Here is a 24682-nt window from a genome sequence, read left to right as displayed (position 1 = left end):
GGGGTGAGGGTCCGTATTCACTATAGTTCAAACCCTTCCCAGCGGCACCTGTTTGGGCCATGGGATTTCGCAGCCGGCTGAGATAATTCCCCGTTTTCCCGCGGTCCGTGGGGGAGAAACGGCGGAAATCAGGGCAGAGAGCCGTTACGCAGCCGCCGGGGCAGCATCGGCGATGAAGACGCTCACCAGCAGATAGATGGCCAGTGAAAGTCCGAGCACGGCCACCAGGGCAGAAATCCAAGTTGCCAGATGCATGCTGTAGTTGCTCGGCCGCTGGTCGAAGGTCATCTGCCGGATGAAGCTCTTGTGCTGCCAGGCGGAGAGTCCAATCAAGGTGGCACCGAGCAGCACGAAACCAATTCCAATCAGCGACGATGCCAGCGGCGGCGTGATATCGGTGCCAGGATGGCGGAGCATTCGCAAGAACAAGCCAAAGCGAGCCACCAGAAAGCCCACCCCGATAATGGCGAGCCCTGTCCGCAGCCACGCGAGCATGGTTCGCTCGGCGGCAAAGAAGACGCGTGGATCCGACTGATCGGTCATAGATACCTAGGCCGACTATGCCATTTCGTTACCAACTTGCGACGATTCGGCCGATTGGGTTTCGAAAGCTTCTGCATTGCGCTCCGCTTTCCGAATCCCACAGCGACGCCACAAGTCGAGAAACGCATGTGTGAAGGTCGACTCGTTCGTTTGATGATAGGGCGAACCTTCCGGCAGCACTTCCATCAGACGACGATGTGCCTCGGGCATTTGATGATAGGGAAGGGAAGGGAACATGTGATGCAACGCGTGGAAACGAGTTCCGATAGGAGCCCACAACTGCGTGATCCACATGTTCTCTGGGAAGTTGACCGAATCGAGCAGTTGTTCGAGGAAGGTCATTTCTGACTCGTGATTGTGCCATCGGTGAGCGACCAGCGTTCGTAGGGAATTGATCGTTAAGATAAACACCCCAGTGCAGTAACCTTGGATCAAGAATGGATAGGGATAACCTCCCACCGTGACTGCTCCGACGAGAACACCCAGGCACCACAGAAAACAAAGCCCTTCCTGCAAACGAATCAGACGCATGGCCTGCTTGGTTGGCAGAGGTCGAATGTACTTCGGATCGATCACCATCGACGAGGCATGTTTGAACGCCCAGTCACGCACGGCCGGACTGACCCAAGTCAGCGGCGTCAGGATCAGGAAGCGAAATACCGCCAGGAATGGGACGACAAAGCTCGCACCCACGAAAGCGAAGATTTGCCAGCGGCCTTCATATTCGATTGGCAGATACTCGCCATCCATATCGGTGCCGTAATGCTTGCGGCGATGATGGTCGAGATGCGTGTAATACACAAACGATGGCATCAGGAACGGAATGCCAACCAACAGGTTCCAGGCCACGCGGAACGCGGTAAACGTTCCAGTGCGGAGGTGGACCAATTCATGGATGAACATCGCCAACCGATAAAACAGTAGGCTGCTCACCACGAAGAAAGCAATCTGCTGCCAACTGAATAGTTCGCACTGACGAACCATTCGAAAGCAGAAGATTGCGACCGAAAAACTAAGAAGAAGATCGGTCCAATAGATCCACGGGTTGGGTTTAAACAAGTCGCCGATGGTCTTGCGGGCCTCAGCCATCGAGAAATCATCTGACTTGTTGCAATGCAGGGGGGCCTGCTTTCGATCGGCGGGAGTATGGCTCATGGCTTATTCGCGTCTTTGCCGTGTTCGCTATGTCGGATACACCGTCCATGATTTGAGATCACATCCTAAGCATCAAAATCGGCTGTGGTGATGAGTCGGGTTCCGCCAATTGTTCAGCCTAAGTGAACTTTCCGGCGGAAGACGGGTAAGAAATGACGATTAAGTCAACCAAACAACTTCACCCTTATTGGGTAAAAGTAATCAACGGAAATATACTTGCCCACCCTTCCAAGACGGTATTTTCTTTCTAAATTATCGATATTGCCGCTTATTTTCGCAATTGGCGAGAACCAAGTCGCGAGGCCGATCTAGGGAACGGAAGGGCCTACCGATATAACATTTATCAATCTTTCGCCCATGCTTCAGGAAAGCCAAGCCAACGGATGCAGTCCCTAGTCGAAGTCGTAATTACCGGAATTGGGGTAGTTTCCCCCATCGGAGTAGGCAATGAGGCCGTTTGGGAAAGCCTTATGCAAGGCAAGTCTGGCATTGCGCCCCTCCAGGAGTTCGCCATGCCCGACTACCCTGTCGAGTTTGGCGGCGAGCTCAAGGGCTTCGACGGCAAGAAGTACGTCAAGCCGCGCAAAGCCTTGAAGGTGATGTGCCGCGAGATCCAGACTGGCTTCTCGGCGGCTGCCCTGGCCATGGAAGAAGCGAGACTCGAACCTGGCAGCATCGAACCGGACCGGCTAGGTGTCGTGTACGGCAGCGAGATGATGTACAGCGACTTCGAAGACCTGCGAGCGGCTTACAAACAATGTATTGAAGAGGGTTGGTATCAGCACGATCGCTGGGGTCCTTCCGCCATGAGCGAGACCAATCCCCTCTGGATGCTGAAGTATCTGCCCAACATGCCAGCCTGCCATGTCGGCATCTACTACGACGGTCGCGGTCACAACAATACCATCTGCCTGGAAGAAGCCAGCGCGCTCAATGCAATCTCGGAAGCACTATCGCACCTGCGACGTGGCACGATGGACTGCATGATCACCGGCGCAACCGGTTCGCGTTTGAACTTGAATGTGCTGCTCTATCGCGGCGACTCGCTGCTATCGCACCGCAACGATGCCCCCGAGAAAGCCTCACGCCCGTTCGAGAAAGATCGCGATGGCATGGTCAACAGCGAAGGGGCGGCTGCACTCGTCCTGGAACCTCGCGACAAAGCCGAAGCACGCGGTGCCAAGATTCTTGGAAAAGTTCTCGGAGCGGCATCGACATTTGGTCGTACTTCGGAAGATGCTCCTGTTTCGGTCTCGGCCATCGAAAGCTGTATCGCCAACACACTGAAAGATGCTGGCCTCGCCCAAGAAGACCTGGCGTGCGTCTTCGCTCACGGATCTGGCATCCCTTCAGACGACACTTTGGAAGCTCAAGCAATCCAAGCGGCACTGCCTGGGGTTCCGGTTACGGCGCTGAAAAGCTACTACGGCCACACGGGTGCGGCTTGTGGTGCGTTGGATGCCGCGGTCGCGGTTCTCTCGCTGAAACATGGCCAGATTCCTGCGACGCTCAACTACGACACGCCAGACCCAACCTGCGATCTGCCGATCGTTCATGGCGAAGCGTTGAAGACCGACAAACAAGCGATTCTGATCCTGGGTTACACCCGCCGTGGTCAGGTTTCGGGGCTGATCGTCGGACGATAGCGTTCCGGCACCGGCCGGTCTAAACTGCATTTCTCTTGAAATGCCAAAGTTCTTCCGTCTGGGGCTCGCTAGGAACGCCTTCCATGCTTAAAGGGTGCGGTCTCTCGCTGTTGATTCTGGCAGCGCTGGTCGGTGGCTACATGTTTGGGTTCGACCAGGTCTTTCCTCGCCCGGAAGGCTTGATCTTTGGCGGGATTGCCGGCCTGATCACGTTCTTCTGCATTGGAGCTCTCTCCAATGCCTGGCAGGCCCACAGCGATTGGTCGTTGATCTCGAAGGCCCAGTTCGGTCTGCAACTCAATGGTGGCTCGAAAGTAGCCGTCGCTGGTCGCTTGAAGGCGATTAGCGAGCCGATCACGGCGCCCTTCTCTGGTAAGCCTTGTTTGATCTGCGAATACGATCTCGCTCGCGGGCGAGGCCCCACGACCAGCAAGCATGAAAACACCGGCTCCGACTACGCCGGCTTCCTAATGACACCTTGCAAGATTGAAACCCCTTTCGGCGAGGTTCGCCTGCTCGGCTATCCCATGTTGGAAGAGATCAGCGACAACGTGCTCATCACTTCCGATGCCGTGCAGAACGCACGCACCTTTCTGGCTACTACCCAATTCGAAGATCGCAGCGGGATGAAGATTGTGTCGGTCTTGTCGGTGTTTACCGAACTCTGGTCAGACGACGATGGCAGCGTGACGAAGAACATGCGGCTGACGACTATCCCAGACGACAAGTTGATTCCGGCTGATGCCGAAAGTCGGTTGATGTCGCAGGCCGAGCTCGAAACATCGGACCACAACTTCGACGACGATGAAGACGAGGACGACTACGAGCAACTGACCGGCGGAGAACGTCTCGGGCACGAACTGCCCCGACTTGTCGAGAAGCTGGTCGAACCAGGGACTCAGGTTGTCGTGTTTGGAATCTACGACGAAGCTCGCCGTGGATTGATGCCTCCCAAAGGAAGCATGTACGCCAATCGCTTGCGACCTGGAACGCCTGAGAAGGTCGAAGGCCAACTACGAACCAAGATGCTGGCCAACGCCATCGGAGCGTTGATTGTGTTGGCCCTTTTACATGGCGGGGTCTATCTGGCCATGCAAAACACGAAGCAGAAAGCAGACGCCGAGCCGGCCGCGAAACTCGAGGGGAATTCCTACCCCACTTCAGAGATCTGCTCGCTATAATCGATGCTCTGGCTTGGATATCTTCCCTGCGATCGAATCAACAAAGCACTGCGATGAGCGACTCTCCGTTTCAATCTCCGGTCCCGGAGCCAACCCTGCCTGAGACCGACTTGCTGACCAACGTTTTGCGGGTCGCCAAGTTTCAGCGTTGGATCAATTGGGCCTGCTTGAGTTACATCGGCCTATATCTGGCCAACATCTCGGTCATCAATCCGATCCTGGTGCCGATGACCGCGGCCGTGCGGGAAGGGCGGGGCAATCCGGCGATGCTGTTGGTACTTTCAATCGGCGTAATGGTGGTCACAGTGCTGCTGCTCGTCTTCGGCATGGCTTCGACGTTTCTGCTGGCGAAGCAACTGGGAGGCACCACGATTGCCGTCATCCTGACACTGCTGCAATTGGTGCCCTGCGTTTCGCTGATTGTCTTGTTGTTAATCAGCCGCAAGGCGACCAGTTACCTGAAAGAGCATCACGTCAAAGTTGGCTTCATGGGTGCGAGCGAAGAGATGGTCCGGCAACAATTGCGGGCCTCGACGGAACAGCAACCCTAGGAGAACGCTTCGATCGATGACCATCGAAACTTCAGGCTCAGATCTCGCTTCTCCTTATCAGTCTCCTGACGCCCAAGACGATCATCAGGACCTGGTTCGCCCGATCATGGGAGAACACCTGTGGCATCTGGGCCAGTACCTAGGCTGGGCCGGCCTCGCCTTCCAAGCCCAGGCCACCATGATGTTCGTCACGATGATCTTCATCTGGAATCGTTCGCTCTGGGCGCCCGATATGCGGATGTTTCTCGGAGCGACGGTGGCGATCGCGCTGCTGGCAATTACCGGTCTCACCGCGTGGGCGGTCATTCGGCTGGCCAGTCGCCTCGAGTACTCGCCGCCGATGCGTTTCTTCCTGGCAATTTGCAGCTTGGTTCCTTTTCTGGCGCTGCTGAGTCTGTTCATCGTGATTGATAAGACACGCGGCGTGATGGCGAAGCATCAGATTCCGCTGCTGGCGAACGGTGTCGACTGGGTCACGCTTAAGGGAACGCTGATGCAGATCTTCGGCTCGTTGTACCAAGAGCCCTCGGACATTCCAGAACTAAATCAGCTTTACAATCTCACCTTCTGCGACGATATCGAACTAGCTCGCATATCGAGCCGAGGCGAAAACCTGTTTCAGTGGCCCGAGCCTCCGGACTTCCAAACCTTGGGTAAAGATGCCGTCGCGAAGGTGCACGATCGGCAAATCGATCCTCGCGTCCGAATCTATTTGGCTCGCTGGCTGAAAGAAGCGACGCATGATTCCGACGAGCAGATCCTGGCCATCATCTGGGACATTCCGCTCGACAATTGCATGTTCCTGCTGGCTTGTTACGACAACGGCATGGCGATCTTGATCGACGAGTCGAATGAGTACTACGTCGAACCGATCCCGAGTGCCGAGCTTCGCGCGGCGGTCGATCGCATGTTCGATATCGCGACGCAGTGGATCGAGCGAATCACACCGTACGACTTCCCTCGACCGATTCCTCCGGCGGTGCCGGCGGCTCGCCTGACGTTGATCACCACGCATGGAACTCGCGTCATCGAACAGCCGTGGAGCGAGTTGACACAGCACCCGACCGCCAGCCAATTGACGGAAACGATCGATCCGGTCGTCGCGGCGATCTCAGCAATGTACGACTAGAAGCCCCTCATTCTCGCGGGTTTCGTTGAGCGGGCATCTTACTTTTGTATGAAAGTCTGGTGAAAGCAGGGCTGCGCGTGGACGTACATCTTCCAGGAAAATACAATCGAACCTCCGCAAGTTTGTTTCTCCCCTACCCACGACGCTACCCAGCGTGGAGTTGATTGTCATGCGTTTTCTGCTGACCGTTGTCACCCTACTTTCGCTGTGCGCGACAAGCACCTTGTCGGCCGCCGAGAAATCGAAGCATGTCCTGCTGTTGGGCATCGATGGTTGTCGCTTCGATGCGCTGACCAAGGCCAACACACCCAATCTGGACAAGTTGATTTCCCGAGGCATCTATTCGCCAACGGCGCTGATCCAGGGTGACCGCTACCGCAAGAGCGACACCGTCAGCGGACCTGGCTGGTCCAGCATCAACACGGGCGTCTGGGCCGACAAGCATGGCGTGATCGACAATGGCTTTGGCAAACCCAACTTCGAGAAGTACCCTCACTTCTTCCACTACGTGAAGCTGGCTCTGCCAGAAGCCAAGACCGTTTCGATCGTCGACTGGACACCGATCAAGAAGTACATCGTCTCGTCAGCTGACGTCTCGATTGACACGACCGAGTACAAGAAGTCGGTGGTCGATCAGTACGACATCGCGGACGAAAAAGGAGTGAACGATGCGATTCGCCTCCTCGACGATGTGCATCCAACAGCCTTGATGCTGTACCAGGGAATCGTCGACGAATCGGGGCACACGTTCGGCTTTCATCCGACCGTTCCGGAGTACATCTCGGCGATTGAAAAGGTCGATCAGCGCGTTGGCAAAGTGCTCGAAGCGATCGAAAAGCGAACCGATGAAGAGTGGCTGATCGTCGTTACCAGCGATCATGGCGGAGCGGGCAAAGGGCACGGCGGTGGTCACACCAATCCCGATATCATGCACAGCTTTCTGATTGTCAGCGGAGCCGGCGCCGAGCAAGGCAAGTTCGACCAACAGGTTTATATCGTTGATGCGGTTCCGACGTTGCTTTCGTACCTGGGAATCGACATCGACAATCAGTGGGAACTCGATGGCCACGTGGTAGGCTTGAAGTAGGAACCTGCCACTCCGTAGTCCATCGCTCGAAGGAGCCGTCCGATCGAGTCTCCGTTTCAATCGCCGCGAGCTGTCTCGCAAATGACAATCAATTGCCCCGAGGCCGACCGAATTGCCTCGCGGCGATGGCTGGTCATCGTGGCTGTCGTGTTGCATCTGATCGCGGGCATTCTGGCGGTGATGTATGCCAACGGCATCCACCATGAACTGCTCCAGATCCATCGCGAGCCCCCTCAGTACGGCTCGACAAGTGCCACGAAGATTCTCTTCCCATTGCTTGTGGGCGTTATCTTAGCCGCCCAGGTCCTCGGCACGGTCGGCGTCTTCCGGCTCTGCTATTGCTGGGATAACGATGGCGGACCAATGATCATGGCCTTGCTAGTGTTGATCCCGATCCTCTCGGTTCCGGTGCTGTTTTACGCCTTGGTGCGATCCTACTTCGCCGCGAGACGAGCGCTAGCCGATGCCGCCGCTGAGAAGATGAGCCCATGAAAAAAGCCATCACGAATTGCTCGTGATGGCTTCTTCTGTCTTCGATTGCCGTCTCGGGCTTACCATTTCAGACCGAACTTGGCGCCTTCGCTCTGGTCGTTCGAGATACCACCCTTGAGCGGCTGATCCGACTTCTTCTTGACCGACAGTTCGCGGTCGATGTCGACTTCAGGCTCGTCCTTGCGGCGACCACCTTGTCGGGCGTCGGCCGGTGGCGGCTGGGTTGCCTTGATCGACAAGCTGATGCGACGCTTGGCCTGATCGATGCTCAGCACCTTCACTTCGACGTCTTCGCCCGTTTTCAGGACGCTCGAAACGCGGCTGATGCGGCTGTAGCTCACTTCGCTGACATGCACGAGCCCTTCGATACCAGGGGCGATCTCGACGAACGCACCGAAGTCCATCAGCTTGGTGACCTTACCAGGAACCACCTTGCCGACCGCGAACTCGCTGGCAACCTTCTGCCATGGGTTTTCCATGGTGTCGCGAATCGAGAGGCCGATCTTGCCGGTCTCAGGATCCATCTTGGTAACCTTCACCTTCACGACCTGACCTTCGGCCAGGACATTGGAAGGATGGCTCACACGATCCCAGCTGATCTGGCTGACATGCACCAGGCCATCGACGCCGCCCAGGTCGACGAATGCACCGAAGTCTTGGATGCGGGTAACAGTGCCTTCACGGATCTGACCGATGGTCAAGCTGCCCATCAGTTCCTTTTTGCCGTCTTCCTGCAGCTTTTCAGCCACAGCGCGAGCACTCAGCACCAGGTTACGCTTTTCTGGATTCGCTTCCGTCACGAGGCATTGCAGTTTGCGGCCTTTGAATTCTTCCAGGTCTTTCACATGGTAGGTGGCAACCTGGCTGGCCGGGATGAAACCGCGAGCCGCACCAACGGCACACTCGAGACCACCCTTGTTCACGCCATCGACCACGGCGTCGACCACGATCCCTTCCTTGATGTCGCCCCAGTCTTGAACGCTGGTCGAAGCACCGGGGATACCAACTTCGTACAAACGCTGGCTCGACTGGAAGCTGCCGATCGAAACTTCCATCTTGTCCCCCACGGAAGGGACGGCGATGAAGTTGCGAATCGAAGCGATCCCTTGATTGCCCTGCGGCAGATCGAAGAAGACGTCTTCGCGATGGATACGAATGACGGTGGCCGTCACGCGATCGCCTTCATCCAAACGAACCGCAGCCGGAGCCGGCGTCTGCCCGCTCATCATGTCGTCGAGCGACTGCTCGCCAAACGCGGCTTCAATTTCAGCTTCGATGTCGTCCATCTGCTGACGACGATTAGGGACCTGAACACGTCCACCTTCGACAGGCAGACGATAGTCTGGTTCCCCATCTTCTTCCGAGGCTTCGGCCAGGGTCGAGCTCAGGTCGTCAGGAATCTTGGTCGGATCGTCGCTGTCAGCTTCCGCCTTGGGCGGCTTGGGACGCTGCGGAGCTGGCTTCGGCTTCTTGGCAGCCGGGGCCGGTGCCGGAGCATCGCGCTGCGATCCGATCAGAACCTTCTTCTGGCTTGCGTCGCCGGTATCGGCAGCCGAGGATTCAGGGGCCGAAGCTTCTGGACTTGGAGGGGTTGGTTCCGCGGAAGCGGGATCCTGCTGCGGATCAGTCGACATGGGAATGCCTCGGACGAGAAATCAGAAAATCTAAAGGAGGTGTAACCATTAGCGCCCTCTAGGACACAAGTTAGTGAGAGGGCGAAGTAACTGAGTTTAACCACGAAAAAACAGCATGAACAGGGAATGAAGCGACCATCGGCCGTGGGAGCCTAATTTTAGGAAGTAAGCACGCTAGCTAGGGAAAACCTGTTAAGCTATTCTCCATGGCTGAATTACCATATAGTCTTTCCACAGAGCTGTACCCCCTGTTCGCATGAATTTCGACGCTTATCCTTCCGAAATTGCGGATCTTATCCAATCCGCCCCGATTTGCCCACTTGGGCCAGGTTCGCCAGATCGTTCCATTTACGACCGACTTCAGTCGATCGATTCCAGTTCGCTGAGCGAAAAACCCGTGAAAGATCGGGAGATGGCTCGGGCATGTATTAGTGGACTATGGCTACTTTGGAATTACCTCGACCAGTCCCACACCATTAGCCAAGATCTGCCAAGCCCCACGGGCAGCTACTGGCACGGCATCATGCATCGTCGAGAACCAGACTACGGTAACGCCAAGTACTGGTTCCGCCGAACGGGGGACCACCCAGCGATGGAAGCCTTGGCCGAGCGAGCCAATCAATTGGCGAGCGAAGCGAAGCTTGATTCCGCGACTCAATTTCTCGCGAATCGCACGTGGGATCCCTATGCGATGGTCGATGCTTGCGAAGCGGTTGCCCGCAACCGTTGCGCAAATAAGGAACTTTTGCAACGTATCGCCCGTGCCGAATGGGAAACGTTGTTTGAATACGGTTATTCGCGGGCCTTTTAGTTCGCGGATGACCGATGCCAGAGGAAAGAAGAGGCTGACTCGTCATTTTTTCTTATCTATTTTCCTGCAGCCTTTAACCTGAAGAGAACAGAATGCTCCGCTACGACTTCGAAGACAGTTTGGGCTATTGGGTGTTCAGCGTGGCGCATCTGATGACTCGCGCGATGAACGATGAACTTGGGAAACTGGGGATCACGTATCGCCAATGGGAAGTCTTGTGCTGGCTTTCGTACATGGGGGAAATCACCCAGAGCGAGCTGGCCGACCAGATGCGAATCGAAGCACCGACGCTCGTGGGGGTGATCGACCGCATGGAACGCGACGGCTGGATCGTCCGCGAAACCGACCCGACCGATCGCCGTAAAAAGATCATCCGGGCGACCGAAAAGGTCGAACCGATGTGGGAACAAATGGTGGCATGTGCCGCCAGCGTCCGCTCGAAGGCTCTGCGCGGCCTCGAATCGGAAGAAGTTCAAAAGGTGAAAGCCACGCTCACAACCATTCGGGGCAATTTGCTTTCGGAACTTCCGGGACATAATATCCCTGCAGAGCCTATCGGGCAGAAGCGAGCCTCGCAGGCCGCCACGAATAGCTAACACGCCTGGCCTCTGACCAGCCGAGCGGAAATGGTCCGCTTCGCATGCCAATAAGGGCCCATCGATTTTTGAAATCGATCGGGCCTATCCCTGTTTGATGACCGAAGATGACCACGCATCGACTTCACACCCAGCATCAGCGAACCTTCGAAGGGAATCGGTTTGTCTATCCGGTCCTTTCGCGCCGCAGCAAAGGCTTGTCGATCGGGGTGAATCTGAACCCAGACAAAATCTGCAACTTTGATTGCATCTATTGCCAGGTCGACCGCCGGACCGAAAGCGAAGTCCGCTTTGTCGAAGGGGAACGCTACTATTCCGAGTTGGAAGAAATGCTCGACCTGTGTGCGTCTGGCGAGATCTTTCAAACGACCAAGTTCACCGAAACGCCGGAACATCTTCGCCGGGTAAACGACATTGCCTTCAGCGGCGATGGCGAACCGACCACCTATCGTAACTTCGACGAGCTGATCGATCGGAGTGCCGAGATCAAACGGAAGCATGGTCTCGATCAGGTGAAGATGGTTCTGATTACCAACGCAACGATGTTCCATCGTCCGCACGTGCAGCGAGGCCTCGAGATCCTGGACGCGAACCAGGGGGAAATCTGGGCCAAACTCGACGCCGGGACCGAGTCGTACTACCGGACGATCGAACGAACCAAGATCCCGTTTCAGCGGGTGCTGGACAATCTGCTGCTGGCCGCCCAGGTTCGCCCGATTGTGATTCAATCGATGTTCCTGCGGTTGCTGGGCCAATCGCCGACCGCTGAAGAGATCGCCGCGTTCTGTGATCGCCTGAATACTATCGTTTCGGAAGGGGGCCAGATTAAACTGGTTCAGGTCTACACCGTGGCCCGTAAGCCAGCCGAATCGATTGTGGCGCCGCTCGACGATTCCGAAGTCGACACGATCGCTCAGACCGTGCGAGACCGCACCGGGCTGACGGCAGAAGTTTATTACGGCAGTTCGGACTACTAAGCATGGCCACTCACTCCAAACAAACGCTTTACCTGTTGGGCGGCATTATCGCTGCTTTGGCCGTGTGGGGCATCTACCTGGCAATCGGCTCGTATCTTGGCATGGGAGAAGGCACCCGTGCGTACGATATCCGTCGGGGTCTGATGGTGATCGCATGTATGGGCGGCTTCCTCCTTTTCTGGGGAGCCTTGCTCTGGAATCGCAATCGCCGGACGAACTCCGACGACTCTTAATTGCATTTCCCTTCCGTTAGCTTTAGGTGGCGTTGCCCAATGGGCGGGCTGACTTGTCTGGGATACCCCTCTACAATGAAGGGGTAAGGTCCGCGTAGCCAACCATGAAGTGAAGGATCGGAAGATGTCTGAAACCAAGATTCGCATCCGTGACAACGGCCCATTTCTCGTCGAAGGCCCTGTCACCCTGGAGGACTCGGAAGGGAACTCCTACACGATCGATAAACCATCGATCGCCCTGTGCCGCTGTGGTGCATCGGATAACAAACCATTCTGCGACGGCAAGCACAAGCATTGCGGCTTCGCCTCGGAAGACCGCGCCACGAACGGCTAGTCAGCCACAGCAGTCGCCGCAATCACCTGCCACGAACGTCGAGCGGCCTGAAGACCAACTTGGTGCTCAGGCCGCTTGTTCGTAGATGGCGGAAGAAAGCAAGCTTCGCGCTGCCTGCTTTCCGATTTCACGATTCGCTTAAATCTGGAACTGTGCCACCAGCGTTTGCAGATCGCTCGAGATTCCGGAAAGGACTCCGCTGCAGTTCTTGGTCTGGCCAGCTCCTTGCGAAACTTCGTAGGCACTCTTGTCCACCGAAGTCACCGAGCGAGCGATCTTTTCGCCGGCGGTTGCCGATTCCGAAACGGACTGAGTCACCATCCGAACGGCCGAGTTGGTTTGGGCCACACTACCGGCGATTTCCTGCGTGGTTGCCGATTGCTCTTCGATCGCGGCGGCAACCTCTTGCGAGATATGATTCATTTTCATCACGACCTCACGAATCGCATCGATCGAACTGAGCGACTCGCCCGAGGCATCTTGAATCCCCAGCACACGGCGCTCGATATCTTCGGTGGCCTTGGCGGTCTGGCGAGCGAGCTCTTTCACTTCTTCTGCGACCACCGCGAAACCCTTACCCGATTCCCCGGCACGGGCCGCTTCAATGGTGGCGTTCAAGGCAAGCAGATTGGTTTGCTCGGCAATGTCTTGAATAAGCTCGACGACACCACCGATCTCGCTGGCGAAGACCGCCGGTCGAGACGGCACCCAAGATCCCCATCCGAATTGGCAAGACAATGGACCGACTCTGCAGGACCGCGACCAGAACGCCCAAAACTAATGCCACCACGCAAACGGCAGCCACCATCACCAGCGTTGCCTTCAGGCCCTCGAGTTCCGATTCAAGCTTGTCACCAACGGTCAACGTACCTTGCAGGCTGTCGGCGTTCGGGTTCTGCAGGAACTTGTTGGCGGCCAATCGCAACTGCATCACAGTGCTCAGGGCGACGCCAGCTGTTGCCGCGGCTTCGACATTGTCGTCTGCCTTGGTCGTTTGCATGACCTGCAGCAAATTGCTTTCCATCTTCGGGCCTTCGGTATCCAGAACTTCGCGCTGAGTCTTCACCCAAAGGTCACGAGCAACCCCCATGTCCTTGAAGGCTACTTCGTACTGTCCGACCAACTGGCGGATGTCATTCACCAACGCCTGCTGCTCTGGAGCCGAGATCCGTTCGTCTGCTACGGCGAGCAACAGCTCGAGATCTGCTCGCGATTGTTGGAACTGCGTGACGAACTTGGGATCGCTGGTGATACTCTTGAAAGCCTGTCGTGGCCCCACTCAGACCGTTCCACGCCACGCCACTGGAAATCACCATCAGCAGCAAGACCATCCCGAAGCCCAGCAATGTCTTCTGCATAATATTTAAACGATTCAACCTGACTTGTTACTCCCCCCAGGAGTTTTATTGGTCGGGCAACAAGTCTGCTTGAACCATTCATTCAGACATCTCAACGAAGTCGTCAAAAACCCCGATATCGAGCACACTTACGCCAGCCGCACGCAGTTGGCAGTGGCAACTACGGCGAATACCACTGGTAAGGTGCGGTTCCATTAGGGGTAGCTAGTTGAATATCGGTTTATGCCGCATTAGACCTCACTAGCCCCGCCCGACGACTGGCTTGTCGGCCTGGTGCGGATTCTCGTAGCGAATCACCGCAAGGTTTGGTTGAGCGTCCTTAACTCGACAATATCGCCATAAGCCAATCACATGAGATAGCGCACTTTTCGCAATCCAGGAATGCGAAATTTCCCGGGAAAACAGCACATTTCAAATCTCTTTCCAGCCTGAATTCCGCGGGGAACGTCGTTGGGTAAATCGCTCGTTAACATCGACATGCCTCCGACAAGTTATCCCCATTTCGAACCATCGGATGTGGAGAATTTGTGAAGGGCTAAGTCGTTGGCTGGGCTTCAGTTGCCAGGGCAGGGCGGGGGAATTTTGCCTGCAGGTGCTGTCAGTCGGTGGAACCACTCCGCGGGCTGTGCGTAGAATTCGTGCCGCTTTGAAGTTGCCCCGTTCCGCAAGAAGAGCTGCGGCCTGACTGGGGCTCACCCTGGATCACGTCTCGAGAGGATAGGAAGCCAAGTCCGCATGGAAGAACCAACTGTCGATCTCGCCGCCAACGAATCGAACGACACAACCCCGATCAACGAAACTTCGGCCCCCGTCGAGCCGACCGCCACTCGCGAAGATGTGGCCGCGTCCGATTTCCCATTGAGCGACGAACTGCTGGCCAAGTTGGAAGAAGCTTCGGCTCCTTACCTGGGCCAGTGGAACAAGCTGATCAGCACGACCAACTGGGACAAGGGGATGATCATCCACAAGTGGCGTACGTCGCTACAGGAAGCGGGCGCTCCGACGTCGGAGTATGCCGACGAAGCCTGGGCTCGCCGCGTGGGTGGTGTTACCGGCCAACACGTAGGCCGCCTGCGTCGCGTATTCGAACGTTTCGGCGACAACTATCCAACCTACAACGGTCTGTTCTGGAGTCATTTCCAGGCCGCGATCGAGTGGGAAGATGCCGAGATGTGGCTGGAAGGTGCCGCCGAGAATAGCTGGTCGGTCGCTTCGATGCGGAACCAGCGTTGGGAAACGATGGGCAAACTCGACTCGGAACGTCCCGACGAGAAAGACATCATCTCCGGCGAAATCGACGAAGACTTCGACCCTGCGCAAGGCAAAGATGGCGAAGTCCATGGCAGCATTGGCGAAATGGACGGACCAACCGGTCCCCTGCATGAAGGCCCAGACTTCGGCGACGAAGAGCAGAACGCTCAGGCCCGCGAAGCAAGCCAACTGGCCGAAGGTGAAGTGGGGGACTCGACCGAGCCACCATCGCTGATCAAGCCATTCGCGGAAATCGGTGCAATGCCCGACGACGTGCTCGATGCCTTCGAGGCGTTCAAACTGGCGATCATTCGCCATCGAGCCGCCGGCTGGGACGAGTTCAGCCAGGACGACATGATCAGCTGCCTCGAGTCGTTGAAGGTCCTGGTCAACGCTCCTAGTGGCGAAACACCCAAGCCGAAACGTCCTGCGGATGAAGAAAAAGAAGAGGGTTCGTCCCCGTTCTAGAGCTGCCTGATCCCCAGCTTGGATTTCTCAAAAGGCTATGCGAGTTCCCCCGCGTAGCCTTTTTTGTTGCGCATTGGCGGCAGCGACGATACCAAGAATCTCGGCTGGCCGGATATGGCGATTACCCTGGTTTTACGGGGCTTTCATAAGGCAGCCGCGGCAACTTGCCGCCACACCACCGACAACTGCTTGCCACCAGGCAATTTTCGACCAAGGCTTCCACAAAGTCTCGTCATTTTTGTGGAAGCTGATTTATGTCCTATCTCGTCGTATTCGCTGCGCTGCTCGGTATGACCGTTTATCTCGATATGGCACTGCCGATGGCAGCCGGCATCATCTTGATTGGCATGACCATCTGGGCCGTGCTGATGAATCGCAAACTGCATATCCCGAAGTGGTAATCAACCTGGCGACCTTCTGATTCAGGTCGGCCATTCGATTTCCATCTTCACCCGAAGCAACCAGTTCGGTTGTTTTCTTTCGGCAACGAACCAGATCGTTCGTGCTGGCTTAGGTTTCTTGCATCAGCCAGTCGATCAGCGGAGCGCGCTGCGTTCCGACTTTGACAATCGCTCCTCGGTTTGAGGCGACCGTTTCCCAGAAGTTGTCGTCGTCGTTGCCGGTAGCCTGGGCCGCGATTCGCACGGAGGCTCCAAAGACTTCCGCGGTCCGCAGTGCCGTTCGATAGGCAAACATTGGTTGGCGTGGACACTCTTCGCCGAGACGGCTACGGTCTAACAGAATACGACGGATGCCCGTCTTTCGGGTCGCGTTGGCCATTGCCTGAAGCATGGCATCCCAGCCTTCTTCATCCTGGTCCGCTTCCGTCATCACAAATTCGAGGATCTCTAGTTCCTCGATCAAACTATGTTCGTAAACATTCATGAGTCTCACCTGCCCTTGAGAGTCGAGAAGTCCGTTTGCTCTGCTCAGTTGTCCCCTAGCAACCATTGGATTAACTCGTCGCGATCGTTTCCTGATTTTGCAATCGCTCCGCGATTGGTCGCGACAGTTTCCCAAAAGTTGTCGTGTTCCCACGTGGGCCTAAGCACCGCCACGCGGGCGTGAACCCCGAATTGCTCCCCAGTACGAATCCCCATGCGATAACGCACCATGGACACTGGAGGAGCCGTCAGACCAGAGGCATCGACGTAGATCTTTGTCTTACCGGTCTGTTGGATATGCAGGACCTGTAGGTCTAGCAAATCCATCCATTCCTGTTCCGATGGATCCCCCGAGATGGCGTACTCGAGATACTCCTCGTGTTCGACCATGTCGAAGCGTTCGTTCGACATTCTCAGCCTTCCATCGGCGCCCATGTTGGCTTGAAACTTCTAGGTTGCGAATCGGGATAGTATTGTGCGAAACCACAATGTGGATTAGCGCGACACTATTAAAATTATCGCATCTTATTGAGGAACTCGGATAATGTTTTTCCGAGACTTAGCACAGTTTCTTGCTGTTTCGCATCCTTGAGCGAACCATCATCAGCGAACGCATTATTAGCCTGCGAAATAGCCATCTGCTTTGGCAGCACGACAACTCCGATATTCCCCAGAATCATACGCACGGATACTAATCCGCGAAGCCCTCCTAAACCGCCCGGCGAGGCGCTCATGATCGAGCACACTTTTCCTTGATAGGCCGCCAGAGGGCCCTCCCCCGGAGCAGGGCGCGACACCCAGTCAATCGTATTCTTCAGCAGCGGTGTAATCGAGCTGTTGTATTCAGGGCAAGCAATCAACAGCCCTTGGTGTGCGAGGAAGAGTTCCTTCAGCACCTGCGCGTTCTCGGGAATGCCTTGCGATTCTTCCAGGTCGCCGTCGTAGATTGGCATGGGGAAGTCGGCCAGGTCGACAAGCGTCACCTCGGCGCCTGCTTCTTCGGCCCCTTTGGCAGCGATCGCGACTAGCTTCTTGTTATACGAATCGCGACGGGCGCTACCGGCAAAGGCGAGAATCTTCGTTTGGCTCATGGCTGAATTGCTCCGAGTAGAATGGAAAGTCCCAAGAGACTTTCATCCTATCAGGCAAAACTACAGCGGAAAGCCATCCCCGCTCAGAGGGCGGGGAGAAGGTCGCAACAAAGGCTTAGCCGAGAGCAAACAGTTCCGGTCCGCATTCCTGCGTGACCACTTCGCCGAACAGCGTATGGGCATGGCAGTCGTAAACGACGACCGGCAAGATCTGACCGATCTGACGTGGATTGCCATCGAACACGACAATTCGATCGCAGTGCGTGCGGCCGATCAACTGCATCGCATGTGGATTGTCTGGCTCGTCTGCCTTCTTGATCGCCGTCTTGCTCGGGCCTTCGACCAGCACGTGGACGGTGTCGCCAACCATCTTCTGGTTGTCTTCCAGGCTGATGCGATTCTGGATCGCCAGCAGGTCGTTGTTACGCTGCTGCTTGACGTGATACGGGATGTCGTCGATGAACAGTTCAGCACCGCGGGTACCTTCGCGTTCGCTGTACTTGAAGATGAAGCTGTTCTTGAAGCGACACTCTTCGACCAGTTCGACCGTCTTCTGGAAGTCTTCATCGGTCTCGCCGCAGAAGCCGACGATGAAGTCGCTGCTGACCGCGTAACCAGGAACGATCTCGCGAATGCGGCCCATCATGTCGCGGTAGTCGGCCACGGTGTAGCCACGCTTCATCCGCTTGAGGACTTCGTCCGAGCCACTTTGCAGCGGCACATGCAGGTACGGCGATACCTTGCTCAGATCACGAACCGCTTCCAACAGTTCGCGAGTCATGTCCTTCGGATAGTTGGTCACGAACTTAATTCGCTGCAAGCCTTCGATCGCTTGAAGTTCCAGCAGCAGGTCTGCCAGTCGCCACTGCTTGCCGCTGGCGTCTGTCGCCTTGTAGCTGTTGACCGTCTGACCGACGAGCGTGATCTCGACCGTGCCATGCTCGGCCAGGTGACGACATTCGCGAATGATGTCTTCCGGCGAACGACCTTGTTCTGGCCCACGAACGCTCGGCACGATGCAATAGGTGCAGAACTTGTCGCAGCCGATCTGAATCCGAACGTAAGCCTGAAACGGCGTCGGACGCATCTCGGGATCACGCAGCGGATCGAAGCTTTCGTGGCTGCGGGTGATCTGATCACGGGTACCATCCCGACGACCAAGGCTCACTTCGATCTGCTTCCCTTCGCCTGCTTCGATCTTGTTGATCATCGAAGGGATCTGGTGTAGTTGGCCAGGGCCGACAATCAGGTCGACGTAAGGTGCACGCGTGAAGATCTTGTGCTGATGGTTCTGAGCCATGCAGCCCATCACGCCAATGATCTTCTCTGGGTTCTGCTGCTTAAGATCGCGCAGCACGCCCAAGTGGCTGTAGGTTTTATTCTCGGCCTGTTCGCGGACGCTGCATGTATTGAACAGCAACGTATCGGCGTCTTCAGGAGAGTTCGTCAGCACGTAGCCTTGCTTTCGCAGCGTGGCCACGACCAGCTCGCTGTCGAGCATGTTCATCTGACAACCGACGGTTTCAATATAGAGACGTTTTTCCATGCGGACGAACTTGGGCTAAGAGAGATTCAAAGGTAGCGAGTCGAACGATCGAGCCGACTGATGGCCCGGTGACTAGGCTACTTCTTTCTGTTTCTGCTTGATGAATTCTTCGAACTGCTGCTGTTGAGCACGCTCGCGGGCGACGCGATCGTCTTCCTCTTGTTGCTTCAGGGCGATCTCGCGTTGCTTGCGGAATTCCTCTTGGAATTGCCGTTCAAGACGGATACGACGTACCCGCATTAGCCGCACCAACCCAATGATGGCGACGTAACAAGCTCCGGCGAATAGAACGATGTCCCAGCGACTCACAGCATATATTCCCGCGTCCGTGCAGAAAACCAACGGTGTATCTTAAACAACGACCCCCTTTCGGGGCGAGAGGGATTTCCACGGCAAGCTGGGCAATTCAGGCCGAAAACAAGCCTTTTCGCATCGTCGGCCCCCTCCTGGGGTGCTGTCGCCGGTCCAACTCAGGAAGATTGGGGAAGATCGCCTTCCGACATCAACCGATCGCCGGGGCTCGGATGGTTTCCGCGTACGAACTCGGCCACGGCCATCGGCTTCTTTCCGGCTGGCTGGATCATCTCGACGACAATCTGGCCACCTTCGGCGGCGAAGCTTAGTTGGTCTCCTTCCGCCACGCAGATCGTCCCGGGCGGAAACTCGGCTGCGGCTGGCTCACGAACCAGGCTCACCTTCGACAGCAGCAGTCGCATCGGCGGCTTGCCCTCTCGTACCCAGTGGGTGTAACAGCCAGGCCAGGGCTGGTAAGCGCGGAACTTGTTGTAGATCAGCTCGGCCGGGTCGCTCCAGTTAATGTCGGCGTCCGACTTCTTCAGTCGCGGTGCTTTCGAGACCAGGGCCGGATCTTGAGGCTCACCCACGAGCGTTTCCGGGTCGTGCGTCAGCAGCAGTTCGATCGACTCGACCACCGCGGCCACGCCAAGCTGAGCCAAACGAGGTTCGAGATCGACCGCCGTTTCAGTGGGGCCGATCGGAGTCCGAACGATCTTCAGGCAAGGGCCACCATCGAGCTTGGGGGTCATGTGAATGACCGTGATGCCGGTCTCTTGGTCGCCGCTGAGGATCGCCCAGTTGACCGGTGCGGCGCCGCGATACTTCGGCAAGATCGAGCCATGCAGATTGATTCCGCCGAACTTCGACGTCGCCAAGGTCTCGCGCGACAAGATCTGACCGTAGTCGCATACCACCAGCAATTCCGGCTGAAGCTGCTGGAGCAGCACGCGCGACTCGTCGGTGTTGATGCTTTCCGGATCGTAGATCGGCAAACCATGCGCGGTGGCGACGTCGCGCATCGGCGTTGGGACCGACGACTTGCGGCGATGCACCGTGCGAACCGGCTGCGTGAACAGACAGACCACATCGTGGTCGCTCTCGATCAGGGCCTGAAACGTTGGGACCGCGAACGGCCCGGTTCCCATCATTACGATTCGCATGACAGATCCTTCCAACACGCTGCGTGCGGCAGACTAGGCGTATTTCGCTTCGAGTTCGTTCTGGAACTTCACGATCTCTTCGTCAGTCGGCAGCTTGCCTTCGCTGCGAAGCCGTTCGAAGGTCAGCTCGAACTGATCGACTTGCGGTTGAATCTCGTAGAGCGATTCGTCGTCCATGCGATCGGTGAACATGATGCCATCGAGATGGTCGGTCTCGTGTTGGACGCAGCGAGCGAACATGCCGTCGACCTTCTGCTCGAACTTCTGGCCGTTGAGCATGTAGGCACTAAACAGAATCTCGGCCGGGCGAAGCACTGGGCCATAGACGCCCGGCAGGCTGAGACAGCCTTCTTCCGCTTCATCGGTGCCGGTCGTGCGACCGATGGTCGGATTGATGAAGACCAGTTCTTCCCCTTCACCCTTTTCGCCGGCCAGATTCATGATGAAGAACCGCAGCGGAATACCCACCTGATTAGCGGCCAGGCCGATCCCGCGGGCCTGGTACATCAGATCGAACATCTCGCCAATCATGGCGCGAAGTTCGGCATCGACCTTTTTGACAGGCTTCGACTTGTAACGCAGGGTCGGGTGAGGGAAGTGGATAATCTGCAACGTATCGGTCCTAAGTGCCAGCGCCCCAACAGCTCTTGCCGCCTCCCTGTTTGCGAGAGAAAGAGGCGGCGAAACGATCCATTATAGGAAGAATTGGGGGCTGGTCGACAGGCCGACGCTATGCCGGCCGACTCCGGCCATGAACCGGGTAGACACGCGGTTCGTCCGCTTCTTCCCCTTCCGAGACGACAGGAGCCGACGACTCAGGGGGCTCTTCCTTGACCTCTTCGGACGTCGAATCGTCGCCGTCCGACTTCTTTTCGCGAGCCTTGTGATCCGGGCGGAACACGCGCCCCAGCGGACCTGCCAGCAACGCCGGCAGGAAGATCAAGTCGCCCACCAGGGCCACCGCCAGCAGCGAAACCATCAGGTAACCAAACCGCTGCGTCGGAGTGAAGGTGCTCAGGCCGAAGACTGCCAGACCAAGACCACCGATGATGGTTGTCTGGAACATGGCCATGGCACAGCGGCTGTAGGCTTCTTTAATCGCGCGAGCGCGGGTATATCCTTCATCGAGCCCCCAGCGGAACCAGGTCAGGAAGTGGACCGTATCGTCCACAGCCACCCCCATCGCCACGCTGGCGGTCATCATCGTACCGATATCGACTTCCATCCCGGTCCAAGACATAAAGCCGAAGACCACGCAGATCGGAAAGACGTTTGGCAACATCGAGATCAAACCGGCACGCAAGCTCTTGAGCACCAGCGACATCACCAGGGCGATCAGAACAAACGCCCAGACGGTACTTTCAATCAGGTTCGACAGCAGCGTACGAGCCGCTTTGTAAACGACTGGAACCACCCCAGTGTAAACCATCGAAATCGGCGGGCGTTCGTCGCTGTACATCCGAGCAATCTGCTGCCCGTTGTACTCGTGCTGCGTCATGTCGAACGTCTGCTTGATGTTCGCGTTCTCGCCAATCGCCGACATGTTGTAGGCGGCGTTCGGTTCGATCAGCACGGCATATTCTGCGTGCCCGCGATTGTCGTTCAGGATGTACTCCAGACGCTTTTCGCTGTGCGCACCCGGATCGTGATCCAGCACCTTGATACGGGCATTCACCAGCAGGTCACGCAGCGTTTCCGCGAAGACCTTGGTGGCATCGATATGGTCGTAGAGGTCGTGATCCGTTTTCTCACCCGCTTCTTCACGAGCCTTGGCGGTTTCGTAATTCACGCCCAGCAGCGCAACCTTGGCATTCACGTAACCGTTGCCATCCCGGTCTTTATCAATCGCCTTCAAGATCTGGTCGCGGGCCGCATAGGCATCCATGACCGGCTCCGTAACTCGCTTCAGCTCGTTGACGAAGTTTCCGTAGTCGATGTTCTCGAGGGCACCCAGTCGCAAACTGACGCGCCACAACTCGGCGCCGTTCTGCTTGTCGACGCGCAAATAGTCGGACCGCACGAACTCGTTGAACGAAGCTTCCAACTGCGTGCTGTAGGCATAACGTTCCGATAGTGACGCGGTGCTGCTACCGGCATCGGGAAGCTCTGGAGCGAAGGTCAACGCCGACATTGGCGGACCGACCAACTTCGACCCCTCTGGGCCGAGGTATTCTTCCACCACACCGGCGACTCGCTGGGCCATTTCCATTCGTTCCAGGAACTTGTACTGGAACTTCGAGTCGAGCTTCTTTTCGCTTTCCAGGGCCTTTGGGTTGTAGGCCTTGTCGGGATCGGTCTCGCCGTAATAGAGCATTTCTGGCTCGACACGGATGACCAGTTCCATCGGAACTAGCTTGCCGAGGTGACCTTCCAGCCACGCATAGTCTTTGATGATGCGGGCATCGTTGTCGAACATCTTCAGCAACTGGACCGAAGTCTTCAGATACTGCAGGCCGAACGCGAAGAAGAGGAAGATCGCCATACAACTGAGAGCGACCTTCACGTTATTGGCGATGATAAAGTCGCCAATACGGTCGCCCATATTGCGAATCCATTGTCCGGTTGGCGAAGGTTCTTTCGGCGTGAACTCCCCCTTCTTGCCAGCAGGACTTGGCGGCCACATCTGCAGCGCGGCCGGTAGGTAGGTGAACAGCAACACTAACGTTGCCAACACACCCAGTGCCGAGAAGATGCCGAACTTATGAATCGGCATGATGCTACTGGTCGCGAGCGAACCGAGACCAACCGCGGTCGTCACGGCGGCGATTGTACATGGATACCAACCATGGGCGACGGTCAGTTCCGGTGCATTGCGGAGCGTTCCAGTTTCCTGCACGACATCGCGATAGTAGTTCACGATATGGATCGCGCCCGAAAGACCGAGCACGTACACCACCGCCGGCATCGACATCATCACCGCGTCGGTCGTGGGATCGAGCCACCAGATGAACGTTCCGGCCGTCCACCATACCAGCGACAAACTCGCCACGGCGCTGATACCACCGACGAAGAAGACCATGATCGTCAGCTTGATACTTCGCAAGCAGAGATACGAAAGTCCCAGCCCAATGATCACCGCGAAGGTCACCAGGCGGGCCAGCGTGCGTTCGCCTTCTTCGTCGATCGAAACGTTATCGACCGGTGGACCGCCCAGACGAAGCTCTTCGGTTGTAATGCCGGCCTGGTCGGCCAGTTCTTCGAGTTGACCTCGCGGACGTCCCAGGACGCCATGTCCCATCGTGCGGCGAAGGTCGACCTTGCCTGCGTCGGTCAACGTAACGATCAAACAGGTTTGCTTGCCGTCCGGTCCGAACAACGTTCCGGTCAAACGCTCGAGAGCCTTCTTACGGGCTTCTTCTAATTCTTGCGGAGACGGATTGTCGGATCGCAGCAGAGTACCGCCAGGGGCCGACAAACTGGCCAACACATCAGGACCGGTGGTTACCGACTTGAAGAGGCGTGCCTGGAGGCGTTTTGGTTTTTCGTAATAGAAGGTATCGACCTTTTTGACGTACTCGCCACCGATCGAGTTACCTCCTGTGAACAAGCGTTCGCTCGCGCGGCCCAGCGCACCCAAGACAGTGTTCTGGCCGTTCCACTTATAGATCTCGCCGTTTTCGAGAATGTAGTACCAGGTCGATTGATTCCCCAGCAGCCACTTCTCGTTCTCGCCAGCCCAGTTGGTGTGATCTTCACCAGGATAATAGAGTCCTAGTTCGTCACCGATGAAGTCAGGCATCCGATGGTCGACCGGTTCCTTGGCTTCTTCACCTTCAACAGCTGGTGGTGGAACCAGCAAACGCGCTAGCAATTCCAGTCGCTGGTCTTCGGCCGTGCATCCGTCCCAACTGACCAGTACGAATTGTTCGCCCAGAAAATGATCGCGGAACCAATCCAACTCCGACGTCTCGGCGAAGTCGTCGGGCAGCCAGTCCTTCACATCATTCTTCATCCGTTCTAGCGACAGTCGTGCACCGCGCAGCGCGAAGGGCACAAGAAAGAAAATCGCCATTAAAACGAAGAGGGCGTATCGCTCGAAGAATGTAGGTCGACGCATCTGCATCAAAATCCGCTCTTTGAGAATCCTGGGACAGCTTCGATTAGGGGTTAGTTGGTTGCTGGTACCAAGAATCGAATCCCACCGAATCGGACGGTAGGTACGGCATCGATGTTAGGGCCCTTGCTGCCAGCCCCTTCATCAAAAGTTCTTCTGCCGTAAGCTGCCTGCGTAAAATCAGTTCAATCCGGTCTAAATTTC

At 56.5% G+C, this 24682-nt stretch carries 26 protein-coding genes; 13 read left to right on the top strand and 13 right to left on the bottom strand.

Features of this window, described 5'->3' with window-relative positions; genetic code table 11:
• Positions 1 to 144: 144 nt before the first annotated feature.
• Together ABD890_RS12825 and ABD890_RS12820 are read right to left on the bottom strand one after the other, a co-directional pair.
• A complete protein-coding gene (locus ABD890_RS12825; RefSeq protein WP_345089763.1) occupies positions 145 to 543 on the bottom strand; it encodes a YidH family protein in 399 nt (132 codons plus the stop codon).
• Positions 544 to 558: 15 nt separating this feature from the next.
• The gene (locus tag ABD890_RS12820; RefSeq protein ID WP_345089760.1) at positions 559 to 1698 is read right to left on the bottom strand and encodes a fatty acid desaturase family protein; all 1140 of its coding nucleotides are present in this window, start codon (positions 1696 to 1698) and stop codon (positions 559 to 561) included.
• A gap of 383 nt (positions 1699 to 2081) precedes the next feature.
• Here ABD890_RS12820 and ABD890_RS12815 point away from each other — a divergent pair, with 383 nt between their 5' ends.
• From ABD890_RS12815 to ABD890_RS12790, 6 genes are all read left to right on the top strand, one after another.
• The gene (locus tag ABD890_RS12815; RefSeq protein ID WP_345089757.1) at positions 2082 to 3344 is read left to right on the top strand and encodes a beta-ketoacyl-[acyl-carrier-protein] synthase family protein; all 1263 of its coding nucleotides are present in this window, start codon (positions 2082 to 2084) and stop codon (positions 3342 to 3344) included.
• A gap of 83 nt (positions 3345 to 3427) precedes the next feature.
• Positions 3428 to 4525 carry a hypothetical protein gene (locus tag ABD890_RS12810; RefSeq protein WP_345089755.1) on the top strand — a complete coding sequence of 366 codons (1098 nt, stop codon included), beginning with the start codon at positions 3428 to 3430 and terminating at the stop codon, positions 4523 to 4525.
• 53 nt (positions 4526 to 4578) lie between these two features.
• Positions 4579 to 5076 carry a hypothetical protein gene (locus ABD890_RS12805; protein WP_345089752.1) on the top strand — a complete coding sequence of 166 codons (498 nt, stop codon included), beginning with the start codon at positions 4579 to 4581 and terminating at the stop codon, positions 5074 to 5076.
• 16 nt (positions 5077 to 5092) lie between these two features.
• Positions 5093 to 6205, top strand: coding sequence for a hypothetical protein (locus ABD890_RS12800; protein ID WP_345089749.1), 1113 nt, complete (start codon positions 5093 to 5095; stop codon positions 6203 to 6205).
• A 169-nt stretch (positions 6206 to 6374) separates the two neighbouring features.
• Complete coding sequence (locus ABD890_RS12795) at positions 6375 to 7292, top strand: alkaline phosphatase family protein (protein WP_345089746.1); 918 nt, start codon at positions 6375 to 6377, stop codon at positions 7290 to 7292.
• Between the two features lie 81 nt (positions 7293 to 7373).
• Positions 7374 to 7784, top strand: a complete 411-nt coding sequence (locus tag ABD890_RS12790) for a hypothetical protein (RefSeq protein WP_345089742.1) — start codon at positions 7374 to 7376, stop codon at positions 7782 to 7784.
• A 59-nt stretch (positions 7785 to 7843) separates the two neighbouring features.
• On the opposite strand, the gene ABD890_RS12785 is transcribed toward ABD890_RS12790, so the two are convergent.
• Positions 7844 to 9418 carry a 30S ribosomal protein S1 gene (locus ABD890_RS12785; RefSeq protein WP_345089739.1) on the bottom strand — a complete coding sequence of 525 codons (1575 nt, stop codon included), beginning with the start codon at positions 9416 to 9418 and terminating at the stop codon, positions 7844 to 7846.
• Positions 9419 to 9815: 397 nt separating this feature from the next.
• Between ABD890_RS12785 and ABD890_RS12780 the strand changes: the two genes are divergently transcribed.
• The 5 genes from ABD890_RS12780 (at position 9816) to ABD890_RS12760 (ending at position 12369) form a co-directional block, all read left to right on the top strand.
• On the top strand, positions 9816 to 10229 hold the full coding sequence (locus tag ABD890_RS12780) for a hypothetical protein (protein ID WP_345089736.1): 414 nt from the start codon (positions 9816 to 9818) through the stop codon (positions 10227 to 10229).
• Positions 10230 to 10321: 92 nt separating this feature from the next.
• Positions 10322 to 10825, top strand: coding sequence for a MarR family winged helix-turn-helix transcriptional regulator (locus tag ABD890_RS12775; RefSeq protein WP_345089733.1), 504 nt, complete (start codon positions 10322 to 10324; stop codon positions 10823 to 10825).
• Positions 10826 to 10932: 107 nt separating this feature from the next.
• Positions 10933 to 11802 (top strand): radical SAM protein, encoded by an 870-nt coding sequence (locus ABD890_RS12770; protein ID WP_345089730.1) that lies wholly within the window; start codon positions 10933 to 10935, stop codon positions 11800 to 11802.
• A 2-nt stretch (positions 11803 to 11804) separates the two neighbouring features.
• The gene (locus ABD890_RS12765) at positions 11805 to 12035 is read left to right on the top strand and encodes a hypothetical protein (protein ID WP_345089727.1); all 231 of its coding nucleotides are present in this window, start codon (positions 11805 to 11807) and stop codon (positions 12033 to 12035) included.
• Positions 12036 to 12159: 124 nt separating this feature from the next.
• Entirely contained in the window at positions 12160 to 12369 is a 210-nt protein-coding gene (locus ABD890_RS12760; protein WP_345089725.1) for a CDGSH iron-sulfur domain-containing protein, read from the top strand.
• Between the two features lie 138 nt (positions 12370 to 12507).
• Here the strand turns inward: ABD890_RS12760 and ABD890_RS12755 are convergent, their stop codons facing one another.
• Together ABD890_RS12755 and ABD890_RS12750 are read right to left on the bottom strand one after the other, a co-directional pair.
• On the bottom strand, positions 12508 to 13077 hold the full coding sequence (locus tag ABD890_RS12755) for a methyl-accepting chemotaxis protein (RefSeq protein WP_345089722.1): 570 nt from the start codon (positions 13075 to 13077) through the stop codon (positions 12508 to 12510).
• On the bottom strand, positions 12971 to 13648 hold the full coding sequence (locus ABD890_RS12750; protein WP_345089719.1) for a hypothetical protein: 678 nt from the start codon (positions 13646 to 13648) through the stop codon (positions 12971 to 12973). Before ABD890_RS12750 ends, ABD890_RS12755 begins: the two co-directional genes overlap by 107 nt.
• An 814-nt stretch (positions 13649 to 14462) precedes the next feature.
• On the opposite strand from ABD890_RS12750, the gene ABD890_RS12745 reads away from it, so the two are divergent.
• Together ABD890_RS12745 and ABD890_RS12740 are read left to right on the top strand one after the other, a co-directional pair.
• Complete coding sequence (locus ABD890_RS12745; RefSeq protein ID WP_345089716.1) at positions 14463 to 15446, top strand: hypothetical protein; 984 nt, start codon at positions 14463 to 14465, stop codon at positions 15444 to 15446.
• 254 nt (positions 15447 to 15700) lie between these two features.
• On the top strand, positions 15701 to 15847 hold the full coding sequence (locus tag ABD890_RS12740) for a hypothetical protein (RefSeq protein WP_345089714.1): 147 nt from the start codon (positions 15701 to 15703) through the stop codon (positions 15845 to 15847).
• Between the two features lie 109 nt (positions 15848 to 15956).
• Here the strand turns inward: ABD890_RS12740 and ABD890_RS12735 are convergent, their stop codons facing one another.
• From ABD890_RS12735 to ABD890_RS12700, 8 genes are all read right to left on the bottom strand, one after another.
• Entirely contained in the window at positions 15957 to 16331 is a 375-nt protein-coding gene (locus ABD890_RS12735; RefSeq protein WP_345089712.1) for a hypothetical protein, read from the bottom strand.
• A 44-nt stretch (positions 16332 to 16375) separates the two neighbouring features.
• A complete protein-coding gene (locus ABD890_RS12730) occupies positions 16376 to 16741 on the bottom strand; it encodes a hypothetical protein (RefSeq protein ID WP_345089710.1) in 366 nt (121 codons plus the stop codon).
• A gap of 104 nt (positions 16742 to 16845) precedes the next feature.
• Positions 16846 to 17421 carry an NADPH-dependent FMN reductase gene (locus ABD890_RS12725; RefSeq protein WP_345089708.1) on the bottom strand — a complete coding sequence of 192 codons (576 nt, stop codon included), beginning with the start codon at positions 17419 to 17421 and terminating at the stop codon, positions 16846 to 16848.
• Positions 17422 to 17536: 115 nt separating this feature from the next.
• Positions 17537 to 18967 carry a tRNA (N6-isopentenyl adenosine(37)-C2)-methylthiotransferase MiaB gene (miaB, locus tag ABD890_RS12720; RefSeq protein WP_345089706.1) on the bottom strand — a complete coding sequence of 477 codons (1431 nt, stop codon included), beginning with the start codon at positions 18965 to 18967 and terminating at the stop codon, positions 17537 to 17539.
• A 72-nt stretch (positions 18968 to 19039) separates the two neighbouring features.
• Positions 19040 to 19276 carry a hypothetical protein gene (locus ABD890_RS12715; RefSeq protein WP_345089703.1) on the bottom strand — a complete coding sequence of 79 codons (237 nt, stop codon included), beginning with the start codon at positions 19274 to 19276 and terminating at the stop codon, positions 19040 to 19042.
• A 161-nt stretch (positions 19277 to 19437) separates the two neighbouring features.
• Positions 19438 to 20424 (bottom strand): methionyl-tRNA formyltransferase, encoded by a 987-nt coding sequence (fmt, locus tag ABD890_RS12710; protein ID WP_345089700.1) that lies wholly within the window; start codon positions 20422 to 20424, stop codon positions 19438 to 19440.
• A 33-nt stretch (positions 20425 to 20457) separates the two neighbouring features.
• Positions 20458 to 21036 carry a peptide deformylase gene (gene def / locus ABD890_RS12705; protein ID WP_345089697.1) on the bottom strand — a complete coding sequence of 193 codons (579 nt, stop codon included), beginning with the start codon at positions 21034 to 21036 and terminating at the stop codon, positions 20458 to 20460.
• A 118-nt stretch (positions 21037 to 21154) separates the two neighbouring features.
• Positions 21155 to 24481, bottom strand: a complete 3327-nt coding sequence (locus ABD890_RS12700) for an efflux RND transporter permease subunit (RefSeq protein ID WP_345089694.1) — start codon at positions 24479 to 24481, stop codon at positions 21155 to 21157.
• Positions 24482 to 24682 lie beyond the last annotated feature (201 nt).

It is taken from the genome of Bremerella cremea (genome assembly GCF_039541315.1).
In the GTDB taxonomy this organism is placed as follows: domain Bacteria; phylum Planctomycetota; class Planctomycetia; order Pirellulales; family Pirellulaceae; genus Bremerella; species Bremerella cremea.
The sequence above is the reverse complement of the archived record's forward strand: the minus strand, read 5'-3'. Positions and strand labels throughout refer to the sequence as shown.

Excerpts from the sequence above, each read along its gene's own strand:
- ABD890_RS12825 (WP_345089763.1), bottom strand. The coding sequence starts at position 543 with ATGACCGATCAGTCGGATCCACGCGTCTTCTTTGCCGCCGAGCGAACC.
- ABD890_RS12820 (WP_345089760.1), bottom strand. The coding sequence starts at position 1,698 with ATGAGCCATACTCCCGCCGATCGAAAGCAGGCCCCCCTGCATTGCAAC.
- ABD890_RS12815 (WP_345089757.1), top strand. The coding sequence starts at position 2,082 with ATGCAGTCCCTAGTCGAAGTCGTAATTACCGGAATTGGGGTAGTTTCC.
- ABD890_RS12810 (WP_345089755.1), top strand. The coding sequence starts at position 3,428 with ATGCTTAAAGGGTGCGGTCTCTCGCTGTTGATTCTGGCAGCGCTGGTC.
- ABD890_RS12805 (WP_345089752.1), top strand. The coding sequence starts at position 4,579 with ATGAGCGACTCTCCGTTTCAATCTCCGGTCCCGGAGCCAACCCTGCCT.
- ABD890_RS12800 (WP_345089749.1), top strand. The coding sequence starts at position 5,093 with ATGACCATCGAAACTTCAGGCTCAGATCTCGCTTCTCCTTATCAGTCT.
- ABD890_RS12795 (WP_345089746.1), top strand. The coding sequence starts at position 6,375 with ATGCGTTTTCTGCTGACCGTTGTCACCCTACTTTCGCTGTGCGCGACA.
- ABD890_RS12790 (WP_345089742.1), top strand. The coding sequence starts at position 7,374 with ATGACAATCAATTGCCCCGAGGCCGACCGAATTGCCTCGCGGCGATGG.
- ABD890_RS12785 (WP_345089739.1), bottom strand. The coding sequence starts at position 9,418 with ATGTCGACTGATCCGCAGCAGGATCCCGCTTCCGCGGAACCAACCCCT.
- ABD890_RS12775 (WP_345089733.1), top strand. The coding sequence starts at position 10,322 with ATGCTCCGCTACGACTTCGAAGACAGTTTGGGCTATTGGGTGTTCAGC.
- ABD890_RS12770 (WP_345089730.1), top strand. The coding sequence starts at position 10,933 with ATGACCACGCATCGACTTCACACCCAGCATCAGCGAACCTTCGAAGGG.
- ABD890_RS12765 (WP_345089727.1), top strand. The coding sequence starts at position 11,805 with ATGGCCACTCACTCCAAACAAACGCTTTACCTGTTGGGCGGCATTATC.
- ABD890_RS12760 (WP_345089725.1), top strand. The coding sequence starts at position 12,160 with ATGTCTGAAACCAAGATTCGCATCCGTGACAACGGCCCATTTCTCGTC.
- ABD890_RS12745 (WP_345089716.1), top strand. The coding sequence starts at position 14,463 with ATGGAAGAACCAACTGTCGATCTCGCCGCCAACGAATCGAACGACACA.
- ABD890_RS12740 (WP_345089714.1), top strand. The coding sequence starts at position 15,701 with ATGTCCTATCTCGTCGTATTCGCTGCGCTGCTCGGTATGACCGTTTAT.
- ABD890_RS12735 (WP_345089712.1), bottom strand. The coding sequence starts at position 16,331 with ATGAATGTTTACGAACATAGTTTGATCGAGGAACTAGAGATCCTCGAA.
- ABD890_RS12730 (WP_345089710.1), bottom strand. The coding sequence starts at position 16,741 with ATGTCGAACGAACGCTTCGACATGGTCGAACACGAGGAGTATCTCGAG.
- ABD890_RS12725 (WP_345089708.1), bottom strand. The coding sequence starts at position 17,421 with ATGAGCCAAACGAAGATTCTCGCCTTTGCCGGTAGCGCCCGTCGCGAT.
- miaB (WP_345089706.1), bottom strand. The coding sequence starts at position 18,967 with ATGGAAAAACGTCTCTATATTGAAACCGTCGGTTGTCAGATGAACATG.
- fmt (WP_345089700.1), bottom strand. The coding sequence starts at position 20,424 with ATGCGAATCGTAATGATGGGAACCGGGCCGTTCGCGGTCCCAACGTTT.
- ABD890_RS12700 (WP_345089694.1), bottom strand. The coding sequence starts at position 24,481 with ATGCGTCGACCTACATTCTTCGAGCGATACGCCCTCTTCGTTTTAATG.